The organism is Chitinophaga niabensis (assembly GCF_039545795.1).
Classification (GTDB): Bacteria; Bacteroidota; Bacteroidia; order Chitinophagales; family Chitinophagaceae; genus Chitinophaga; species Chitinophaga niabensis_B.
In genome coordinates, this window is record NZ_CP154260.1 from 2393825 (window position 1) to 2405721 (window position 11897).

The 11897-nt window shown below is 46.8% G+C and carries 6 protein-coding genes; 5 read left to right on the top strand and 1 reads right to left on the bottom strand.

The features are described from left to right. Positions 1 to 7: 7 nt before the first annotated feature. The gene (locus AAHN97_RS09485; RefSeq protein WP_343307350.1) at positions 8 to 3124 is read right to left on the bottom strand and encodes a ligand-binding sensor domain-containing protein; all 3117 of its coding nucleotides are present in this window, start codon (positions 3122 to 3124) and stop codon (positions 8 to 10) included. A gap of 339 nt (positions 3125 to 3463) precedes the next feature. On the opposite strand from AAHN97_RS09485, the gene AAHN97_RS09490 reads away from it, so the two are divergent. The 5 genes from AAHN97_RS09490 (at position 3464) to AAHN97_RS09510 (ending at position 11889) form a co-directional block, all read left to right on the top strand. Beyond that, positions 3464 to 6631, top strand: a complete 3168-nt coding sequence (locus AAHN97_RS09490) for a SusC/RagA family TonB-linked outer membrane protein (protein WP_343307351.1) — start codon at positions 3464 to 3466, stop codon at positions 6629 to 6631. A 21-nt stretch (positions 6632 to 6652) separates the two neighbouring features. Continuing rightward, the gene (locus AAHN97_RS09495) at positions 6653 to 8551 is read left to right on the top strand and encodes a RagB/SusD family nutrient uptake outer membrane protein (protein ID WP_343307352.1); all 1899 of its coding nucleotides are present in this window, start codon (positions 6653 to 6655) and stop codon (positions 8549 to 8551) included. A gap of 18 nt (positions 8552 to 8569) precedes the next feature. Next, positions 8570 to 9271 (top strand): DUF3823 domain-containing protein, encoded by a 702-nt coding sequence (locus AAHN97_RS09500; protein WP_343307353.1) that lies wholly within the window; start codon positions 8570 to 8572, stop codon positions 9269 to 9271. Between the two features lie 81 nt (positions 9272 to 9352). After that, entirely contained in the window at positions 9353 to 10390 is a 1038-nt protein-coding gene (locus AAHN97_RS09505) for a cellulase family glycosylhydrolase (protein ID WP_343307354.1), read from the top strand. Continuing rightward, a complete protein-coding gene (locus tag AAHN97_RS09510; protein ID WP_343307355.1) occupies positions 10387 to 11889 on the top strand; it encodes an MFS transporter in 1503 nt (500 codons plus the stop codon). The genes AAHN97_RS09505 and AAHN97_RS09510 overlap by 4 nt, the downstream gene beginning before the upstream one ends. Positions 11890 to 11897 lie beyond the last annotated feature (8 nt).

The window sequence follows — 11897 nt, forward strand, 5'->3', positions numbered from 1 at the left end:
CGTTTCTTTAGTGGTTTTCGGTAATGCCCGGGATAGTAAGTATAAATGTGTTCAAGCCATCGTTCCGGTCAGCCACATATAATGCTCCTTTATGCAGCGTAGTGAGGGAGCGGCAGATAGATAAGCCGATGCCGGTGCCTTTCTGCTTCTCATTATTTTTCAGCCGCACAAAGGGTGCAAATATCTTTTCTTTCATTTCATCCGGTATCAGGTTCCCGTCATTGGAAACTTCCAGCGTGATCATGCCGTTATCGTTATCCCACAACCGGATCTTTATGAGCTTATCTGCATATTTCACGGCGTTGCTGAAAAGGTTGCTGAATATCTTATTGAGGCCTTCTTCATCCGCAAAGGCAAACACCGGCTGGTCTGGCACGGTAAGCTGGTACTGCAATTTTTTCTGTGCGGCAGGGATCTTAAAGTTCTCATAAGTGTCTTCCAGGATCTCTGTGATGTTCAGCCTGGAGAAATAGAGGCTGAAGCCGGTGGATTCTGTCTGCCGGAAGTCCAGCAACTGATTGGTGAGCTGCACCAGGCGGTTGGTATTCCTTTCCATGACCTGCAGGTGGTTCCTGTTGGCGATGATCTCTTCAGGGTTTTCAATGACCTGTTCCAATGGTCCTTTGATCAGTGTTAAAGGCGTATTGATCTCATGCGCTACATTCGTAAGAAAATCAACTTTAGCCTGGTAAAGTTCTTTCTCTTTTTTATGCTGCAATTCCTCCAGTTTACGTTTATGTTTCAGGGTCTGCCGTACATGGTAACGGTTGATGAAATAGTAACAACCGGATATCAATAGTAAGGCATACAGGAGGTAAGCCCAGGACGTAGCCCAGAAAGGCGGCTGGATCTCTATTTCAAGTGCGGCAGGATGTTCTCCCCGTTTATTGTTGTTGTCTGTGGTGGTCACCAGGAACTTGTACCTGCCGGGTTTCAGGTCTGTAAAATAAACAACCCTGTTGGTTTCCAGGTGGGTCCATTCCTTATCCAGCCCTTCCATTTTATAAGCATAGGAAATGGTTTCCGGTGCAGTGAAACTTAATGCGGCAAAGTCTATACTAAAAGACGCTTCATCATGTGGCAGTATCACCCGCTTTGCCAGCATGATCGCTTTTTTATCTTCCAGTGTAATGGCTTTGTTCTTTACATTAAACCCGGTGATGTAAACAGGTGCCACAAAAGTATCTTTAATGAAGGTATCCGGGTTGAAACTGATCATGCCTTTTACACTGCCTATATACATCTTCCCGTTCTTATCCTTGTAGCCGGAATTATAATTGAACTGATCGTTCAGAAGACCATTGATGCTGGTAAACACCTTGACTTCTTTAGTGACCGGATTCATGCACACCAGGCCTCTTGATGTGGTGATCCACATATTGCGGCTGTTATCCTGTAATACCTTAAAGATATAATCGCTGGGTAATCCATTGCGGGTGGTGTAACGGGAGAAGGTTTTTTTATCCGGGTTGAGTTTGCAAACGCCCTGGCCTTCTGTGCTGGCCCAGATGTTCTGGTCTGCATCCACCATTACACTATTCAAACTATTGCCGGCAAGGGAAGTAGAATCTTTTTCATCATACTGGTAATTCCCTTTTGCGCCGGTATGCGGATTATAATAGAATAGCCCCCTGTCTGAAGTGGCTACCCATATAGTGCCTTCCTTGTCCTCCGTAATACTGCGTTTATTGCTGAAGGGCACTTCATCTATGTTTGAGAAGTTATTAGCGGCCCTGTTGTATTTCACAAGATCGCGCCCTGTGCCCACCAGTATATCGCCTGTGCTTGTTTTGAAAAACGCTACAACAAAATTACTGGAGAAAGTGTTGGGGCCTGATTCAAAATGATTGATCAGCCTGCCGCTGGGGATGTCTACCACATCCACGCCTTTATCCCAGGTGCCTATCCATAGCTCATTGTCAATAGCCAGTAACCCGTGCACATTGGTATGGGATATTTTGCCGGGTTTAAGATGGGTGATCTTACCGGTGGCCAGTTCCATTTTACTGACTCCATTATCTTCGGTACCCACCCAGAGGTTGCCGTACTTATCCTCACAGATCTCCCGTACGGCATTACCGGTGATTGTATTATTGCTGTTGTCCGGGAAGTATTTCTGGAAGTAAGTGTATTGTTTGGGATAATAGTTCATACCACCAAAATAGGTACCTGCCCATATGCCACCTTCCTGGTCCCTGCGGAGGCAGTACACGGCATTGTCCGTAATGGAGTAAGGGTTATTGTATTCCTTGCGCAGGTTAATGATCCGCTTTGTCTGAAGGTTGTAGATGTAAATGCCGGATTCTGAAGCGATCCAGTATTCACTGCCGGTATTATGGATAATATCCCGCACATAAAGACTAACATTGCTGGGGTTACTGGTTACAACATCTTCATAAGTGTCTGTTTGCTCATCCAGTATTTTTAGTCCCTGTGCAGATGTGCCTATCAGTAGCCTGCCATCATGGGCAGCGTACAGCACATTGATGTCTCTTGTGCCTGCTTTGGGGGAGTGTTTATAAACATCATATTTCTTCAGGGCACCTGTGGCAGGATCAAACCTGAACAGGTCACCATTATATAAGGAGATCCAGAGGATATTGCTGTTGGTGATATGGAAAACGTCCACATTGTTCAGGTCTATAGGAGGAGTATAGTCCCGGGTGCTATCCTGCGCATGGTCATAACGGTATAGTTTTCCGCTGCTGATATACCATAATATACCCTGCGTATCGGCAGTAAGCCTGGAAGCAGTGGGAGGGATGGCTGCTGTGTCTGATTCAAAGCTCACGGTAGACGCATTGTATTTCTGGTAACCCCTGCCGGTACCTACCCACATCTGTCCTTTATTATCCTCCCGGAGGGTATACACGAAGTTGCTGGCTATGCTGCTGGGATCAGTTTCCACATGGCGGAACACTTTCCATACATGCCCGTCAAAACGGTTCAGGCCGTCTTTTGTTCCCATCCATATAAAACCACGATGGTCCTGCAGCACACAGAACACGGTGTTGTGAGAGAGACCATTCTCTACCTGGTAATGCCGGAAGTAATATTGCTGGGCCTTACTGTATTCGCTTGTCAGAAGAACGGCCAATAAGAATAACAGGTGTTTGAATTTCAACGTGGTTGATTTATTTGCGCTGCTCAAATATAATCTGTTGCGAACAATAATGTTACGTTTTGGCTAAAAAATGAAATAAATCGGCTAATGCTTCTGAAATGATTTTTATTTCTTTGGATAACGTTAATGAACTGATCTATACACAAACCAGAATCCATGATAGTAAAAGGATTGGCTGGGTACTATCCTTTTGTATTATGCCAAAAAAAATCGATGTCCACGTGATGAGGGATTGACCATAATTCCTGATGTTTTAATCTGACTATTTGATGAGCGTTTCCACGAACGGCTTAACCGGATGGCTATTGCTTCCACTAATCACCAAAATCAGTTTCACTTATGAACAACACTACACTAAAACCTTTACTCAACCCACTTCGTAGCAGTATGCTCTTACTGTTACTGGTACTCGCATCGCCTGTATTTTCACAGACCGGCCCCATCAAAATAACGGGTACTGTGAAGGACAGCACCGGCAGCCCGCTGCCGAATGTAACCATTTATGAAAAAGGCAGAACGAATGGAACTTTATCTACACCGGAAGGGAATTATACGATCAATGTGAGGGCCGGTGCAACGCTGGTGTTCACCATGGTAGGATTCCGAACACTGGAAGTGCCAATAGGAGAAAAAACAAATATACCGGTGCTGTTAAGTACATCCGCAACAGAACTCACCGATGTAGTGATTGTGGGATATGGCGCCACCAAGCGTAAATCCCTTACCAATGCCATCTCTACCATATCCGCTGCAGATATCGGCAACGTAAGGGGTGGTTCCACCACAAGTTCCACACTGGCAGGTAAAGTGCCAGGTGTGTCTTTCCGTATGCCGGATGGCCGCCCCGGTGCATCTGCCAACATACAGATCCGTAACCTGGGTAACCCTTTATACGTTATCGATGGGGTGCAGCAGGACGCCGGCCAGTTCAATAACATTGCATCAAACGACATTGAAAGCATCTCTTTCCTGAAAGATGCCGCAGCAGCCATTTACGGTGTGCGCGCAGCAAACGGTGTGGTAGTGGTGCAAACAAAAAGAGGCCGTGCAGGAGCACGCAGCTCCATTAACCTGGATGCCAGCACTGGTTTGCAGAACTGGACGCGCTTTATTAATCCGCTGACGAATTCATATGATTACATGAGCCTTAAAGCGGAAGCGGAAATGAACAAGGTGCTGCCTGTTGGTGCTAATCCCATTACCACCAATATCACACCCGCAGAACTGGAGAAATACAAGGCCGGAACAGAATATGGCTATCAGAGCTTTAACTGGAGGGATTTCATTGTACAGGGCAATGCACCGCTGAATGTATATAACCTCAACTTCACAGGGGGAACGGAAAACGTGACCTATTATGTTTCTGCTACACGTACTTTCCAGAATTCCGTATTGGGAAGGGAATATAAATTTACCAGAACTAACATTCAATCCAATGTTTCCGCTAAAGTGGCCAACGGGTTAAAGGTAGGCGCCAACGTGAACGGCAGGATAGAAACAAGGGAAAACCCCGGCGTACCAACAGGAGATGACTACTGGCAGGCACGTTTTGCCATTATCCGCAATACGCCGCTGGAAAGGCCTTATGCCAATGATAACCCCAATTACCTGAATGATATCAAACATAATGAAACCAACTGGGGATACCTCAATTATAAATATGCAGGCCGGTATAAAGACGACTGGCGTGTAATGCAGATCAACCTGGATGCAGACTGGGATATACCAGGCATAAAAGGCCTTAAACTTACAGGTTTGTATTCCTACTACCTGGCTGATCAGTTGCTTAATAACCATGAATACACTTACGACACGTATACTTATAATCCTGTTGATGAAAAGTATACAAGGACCGGGGGAAGTATTAATCCCTGGAGGGAACGGCGGCAGCGTAAAGTGATCAATCAGACTTCACAGATAAGACTGTCCTACGACCGGGATTTTGGAAAACACAGTGTGTCTGCCATGATCGTATCCGAACGTTTGCAGAGCCAGAACCTGGAGAACTGGATCCATGCGGTGCCTACTTCCAACCTGCTGCCGTTGATCTATTTTGCCACATCAGATACTTATACTGATATTGACACCAGGCAGGCCAGAACAGGTATTGCCGCCAGGATAAACTACACTTATGGTAACAAATATTTCCTGGAAGGTATCATGCGCAGAGATGCCTCTTATCTCTTTGCGCCTGGTTACCGCATAGGTTATTTCCCCAGCGTGTCTGCAGGCTGGAGGATCACGGAAGAGCCTTTCATGAAAAACCTGCTCGGTAATAATAAAGTACTGTCAGACCTGAAATTCCGTGGTTCTTACGGAATACTGGGTGATGATGGCGATGCGCTTGGCCTGGCTGCCTTTTCCTACGTAGGTGGTTATAACTACAACGTAGGTATGTCCATATTGGACGGCGTACCTGTGATAGGGGCTGAGGACAGGGGAGTGCCCTTTACCAATATTACCTGGCTGAAAAGCTCCATGTTTGATGTAGGTTTTGATTTCAGCCTGTTCAATGGTAAGGTTTCCGGTACTTATGATTACTTCTACAGGAAACGCACGGGACTGCGTGATACAAAAATAGACAGGCTGATACCATCAGAGTTGGGTTATAGCCTGCCAAATGAAAACCTCAACAGCGATGCCCGTTTCGGACATGAGTTTTCTCTCGGGTATAACGGAGATGCCGGCGAAGTGAAATACAGGATAGGCGGTAACATTTCCTATTCCCGCGAAAAATTCCTCACCGCTTACAGGCGTGTTTTCTTTAACTCCGTAGACCAGTATTATACTTCTGACCTGAACCGGCTGAGGGGGTTTGTATTTGGATTTGAAAACATCGGGCAGTTCACTTCCCAGGAGCAGATCAATAGCTATCCCGTGAATATAGACGGGCAGGGCAACAGAACATTACTGCCCGGAGACCTGATCTTTAAAGATGTAGATGGCGATGGCAGGATCACGGACAATGACCGCCGCCCGATAGGATGGGCTACCGGCTCACAACCGAATATCAGCATCGGCCTCCAGTTTGGCGCTACCTGGAAGGGATTTGACTTCACCGCTGATTTCTCCGGCGCTACACAATACACCTGGTTCCAGGAAAATGAGCTGAAGAATCCGTTTCAGAATGATGGTAACGTAAGCAAGATCTTTTTAGACCGCTGGCACCGTGCAGATCCGTTTGACCGGAACAGCGCCTGGATACCGGGTAAATATCCTGCTATCCGTTACAACGAAGGCGGTCACAGCAATACCCGCCCATCTTCTTTCTGGGCACATAATATCACTTATATAAGGGCAAGAACGATAGAGCTGGGATATACGATCCCTGTTTCGCTGGTGAGCCGAGCAAAGATGCAAAGAGCACGTTTCTATGTGAACACCTTCAACCTGTTCTCTATTGACAATGTGAGGGAATACGATATTGATCCGGAGGTGAATGATACGAACGGTCTGCAATACCCGCAGAATAAAGTGATCAACTTCGGTGTGAACCTGTCCTTTTAACGAAAACTTATTACTATCATCATGAGAAAGATATTATCCGTTACGATACTTACCGCCACCCTGCTGGGTTCTGGCGGTTGCAAAAAGGAAAGCGAATTCCTGAATGTACAGCCAACATCTATCCTCAGTAATGAGCAGGCTTTTTCTGATCCGGCAATAGTACTGTCTATCCTGGCCAACCTGTATAACCGCCAGCTGGATATTGCCACCATTAAAAACTGGGTGACAATGGCTGATTTCGGGGAAGCCTTTCCTTCTGCGAATGGGAACAAAAATATAGTTGAACGTACTGACTGGGGATATGGGGATTGGTCTAACTGGGACTACGGTTACATCCGCCAGCTGAATCTATTCATTGAAAGATGTAATGCCGCAACAGCCCTGTCTGAAGCCAACAAAAAACGTTTCCTGGCAGAAGCCCGTTTCCTGCGTGCGTATCATTATTTTGAAATGACGAAGCGGATGGGCGGCGTACCGCTGATCCTGGAATCCATGCAGTATGACTATAAAGGCGATCCCACCTATTTGCAACATCCGCGTGCCAAAGAATCAGCGATGTACGATTTTGTGATAGCTGAAGCGGAAGCTATCAAAGCAGACCTGCCGGCGGATGTAAATGTAAAATCAAGGGCCTCAAGAGGCGCCGCGCTTGCTATGCTTACACGCGCTGCATTATATGCCGGTTCTATTGCCAGGTATGGTGTGAATACACCACAACTGAGTTTACCTGGCGGGGAAACAGGGATCCCTGCTGAACAGGCCAATGCCTATTATACCAAAGCATTGCAGGCCGCCCAGGAATTGATGGGAGGTACTGCAGGGGCTTATGGCCTGTATCAAAAGAAACAGGACCTGGGAGAGAATTTTGCTTCCATCTTCTTTGATAAGGGTAATAACCCTGAAACGATCTTTATGGAAGACTTCAAGCTGAAGAGCGGAAAAGTACATGGTTTTACAACTGCCAACCAGCCAAGGTTCGGCGCGGAAGAAGAGGAAGGCGGCCGTACCAATCCATCCCTGAACCTTGTACATTCCTTCGAGAAGCTGGATAATACATTTGGCCCTCTGCCTGTAACAGATGCCGGTGGTAACCCCATCTACTATACGAATCAGCAGGACATCTTTGCCGGCCGGGATGCCCGCCTGGCGGGAACTGTTATGCTCCCTGGCACCAGCTTTAAAGGCAGGGCAGTAGATATCTGGGCCGGTTATATCCTGGCAGATGGCAGTATTGTTTCCGGCGATCAGCGGGGACAGTTCAAAACATTGCCGGGGACTACAACACCCGTGCAGGTGATAGGGTACGATGGCCCTATCAATGGCATGGAGTTTACCGCGCAATCCGGTTTCTATATCCGCAAGTACATTGATCCGGCCATCGGTTCCGGCTCAAGGGGTACAGGCAGTGAAGTGCCATTTGTGCGTTATCGTTTTGCAGAAGTATTGCTGAACGCAGCAGAAGCAGCCTTTGAGCTGGGGCAAACAGGTGTTGCCGCAGGTTATATGAACCAGGTGCGCGCACGTGCAGGCCTCATCATACCACTGGGAGCAGGAGATATCACGCTCGCGCGGATCATGCATGAACGCCGTGCAGAACTGGCTTTTGAAGGGCATATACTCTTCGATAACAAGCGCTGGAGAAGGGCACACATTGTCTGGGACGGCCAGGCAATGAACCAGGCAGATCTGCTCAATAATATAGGTACCGCCATGCAGAGGAATACACAGCCCTGGTCTTTATGGTCTTATAAGCTGCACAATCCAGGCAATCCCAATCACGGTAAATGGGTATACAGGATGCAAAGATCACCGGTGGTGACCGGCGCAAACCGCTTCCGCTTTGGTAATTACTATTCTAACATCAACAACGATATCCTGTCCAACAATCCCAAGATCGTTAGACAACCGAACCAGGACTAAACCGTAAAAAGCAACATCATGAAAATCATCATAGCCATACTCAGTTTTTCTCTTTTTCTATGCGCCTGCGACAAGGATAACTACGATCCTCCAACTGCCCAGCTGAGCGGAAAGCTTGTATACCAGGGAGAGGCGATTAACGTAGAATTCAACCAGGTGCCTTACCAGCTCTACCAGTTTGGTTTTGGTAAAACAGGCGCTGTAAGTAATACCTCCTTTACCCAGGAAGGTACTTACTCCGTACTGTTGTTCAATGGTACTTATAAGCTCCTGATCCCTAACGGACAGGGGCCCTTCATCTGGAAAAAACTACCCAGCGGTGCACCTGATTCCATTACGGTAACAATGAATGGCAGTCAGCAGCTGGACCTTGAAGTAACGCCGTATTACATGATCAGAACACCACAGATCACAGCGGCGGGTAACAATGTTACGGCTACTTTCAAAGCGGAAAAGGTGATCACAGATGCTAATGCAAGGAACATTGAGCGCGTGAACCTTTATCTCAATAAAACAACTTTTGTATCCGGTAACGGTAATTACAATGTAGCGCAGGTAAGCAGAACAGGCGCGAACATTACTGATCCGAACAATATTTCTTTAACAGTTGCAGTTCCTGCAATTGTACCTGCACAGAATTATATTTTCGCCCGCATCGGTTTAAAGGTAGCCGGTGTGGAAGACATGATCTTTTCACCCGTTGTTAAGCTGACACTGTAATACAACAGCGCATTATCTCTCGGGAGGTAATGCGCTTTTATTCTCTATATTCTAATTGACTAATTAAAAAAGACGGAACGAATGAAAAAACAGTTTATGTTATTGATGGTGCTGGCGGCAGCATTACAGGCCTCAGCACAAAAATGGACAAAAGAAAAGGCAAACGCGTGGTACAGTAAAGTAGCCTGGGGCGCAGGTGCAGATTTTCTGCCCGCTACAGCTATTAACCAGCTGGAGATGTGGCAGAAAGAATCGTTTGATCCCGCTACCATTGACCGTGACCTTGGTTATGCAGCAGGGATAGGTATGACCTATATGCGGGTATACCTGCATCACCTTGCCTGGGAAATAGACAAGGAAGGATTTAAAGACCGCATGAAGCAATACCTCACTATTGCGAACAAACACAAGATCAAAACCATCTTCGTGTTCTTTGATGACTGCTGGAATGATACCTACAAAGCAGGTACCCAGCCAGCTCCCAAACCGGGCATCCACAATTCAGGCTGGGTGCAGGATCCCGGCGTAGTACAGGTAGATCACGCTTTACTGGAAACATACGTGAAAGATATCCTCACTACTTTCAAAAGTGATAAACGCATTTTACTGTGGGACCTGTACAATGAACCCGGTAATTCAAAACATGGCAATAAAAGCATGCCACTGTTGCAAAAAGTGTTCAGCTGGGGTTGGGCAGTAAGACCTGATCAACCGCTTTCTGTGGGTGTATGGAAATTTGATCTGAAAGAGCTGAGCCAATACCAGTTAGACAACTCAGATGTGATCACTTACCATGATTACCAGACCGATAAAAAACATTTTAAAGTCATTGATTCTATACTGGCGCCAAGAGGCCTGCCGGTCATTTGTACAGAATACATGGCCAGAACGAACGACAGCCGCTTTGAGAATATTCTTCCGGAGCTGAAAAAGAGAAAGATCATTGCGATCAACTGGGGGCTTGTGGCCGGTAAATCCAATACCATTTATGCATGGAACACACCTATTAAAGATGGCAGTGAGCCACCGGTTTGGTTCCATGATATCTTCCGCCAGGACGGTACGCCCTACAGGCCTGCGGAAACGGCGTTAATTAAATCACTAACCACGGGGAAATGAACGATAACAAGAAACTATTCTGGGGTTGTTTTACCGTATTAGTAGCTTCTGCATTTGGCTTTGTATTCCGCTCCTTTCTGATGGACGGGTGGGGGATACAGTTCGGGCTCAGTAAAACACAACAGGGAGAGATCTTTGGTGTGAGTTTCTGGCCATTCGGTATCAGCATTGTATTGTTTAGCCTGATCATAGATAAGGTAGGATATAAAAGCGCCATGATCTTTGCTTTTGCCTGCCATTGTGCTTCCGTAATACTCACCATACTGGCTGATGGTTACTGGATGTTATATATCGGTACGCTGTTATTTGCCTTAGGCAATGGCGCTGCTGAAGCGGTGGTGAACCCGGTTGTTGCCACCATGTATCCTAATGAAAAAACCAAGTGGCTCAACATCCTGCATGCCGGCTGGCCTGCAGGGATGGTGCTGGCTGGTTTATGCGGCATCTTTATGATGCACTATACTTTCCCATGGGAAGCCATCATCGGCGTTATTCTTTTGCCTGTGTTGGTATATGGTTTTCTCATTTTCAAACAGCAATTTCCTGTAAGCGAGCGCGTGGAAGCAGGGGTCAGTTATCTTGAAATGGTGAAGGAAGTAGGTATTGTGGGGATCTTCATTATCGTATCTCTCTGCACCTTCCAGGTAGGCAGCCTGCTGGAATGGTCGCTTACCGGCAAGATTGTGATCACCCTGGCCATCACAGGCATACTGGCCTTTTTCGTAAGGTCATTAGGCCGCCCGATGTTCATTCTGCTGTTACTGATCATGATCCTGCTGGCTACCACGGAACTGGGAACAGACAGCTGGATCACAGACCTGATGACGCCTGAAATGGCGAAGGTGGGTTTGAAAGGAGGATGGGTATTGATCTATACTTCCCTGATCATGGCCATACTAAGATTTTATTCAGGGCCCTTTGTACATCGTTTTTCTCCATTGGGTTTACTGGCAGCCAGTGCATGCATCGCATGCATTGGCTTACAGTTCCTTTCTTATTCAACAGGTTTACTCATCATAGTTGCCGCCACCGTATATGCGCTGGGCAAAACATTCCTTTGGGGTACCATGCTGGGCGTGGTGGCAGAACAATTCCCCAAAGGCGGTGTGCTTACCCTGAATTTTACAGGGGCTGTAGGGCAGGTAGGCGTTGGGGTGATCGGCGCAGTGATACTGGGATTTGTGCAGGATAAACAACTGGATGCCAACCTGGCCATGTACGATCAAAAGAACAGCACCGCTTTGCACAGTACCTATGTTACAGAGCAAAAGACCAGTTTATTCGGTATTTACAAAGTGATCGATCCCGTGAGGATCCTGGATGCTTCCCCTGAAACCCTGCGGACCATTAAGGACGTAAAGGAAGAGGCAAAGAAAGATGCACTGAGAACAGTATCCCTGTTCCCGGTGATCATGCTGGCCGGCTATGTTTTTATGATCCTCTGGTTCAGATCAAAAGGCGGATATAAGGCGGTGCTACTGCGACCGGTAAATAAGTAAAATAAAAG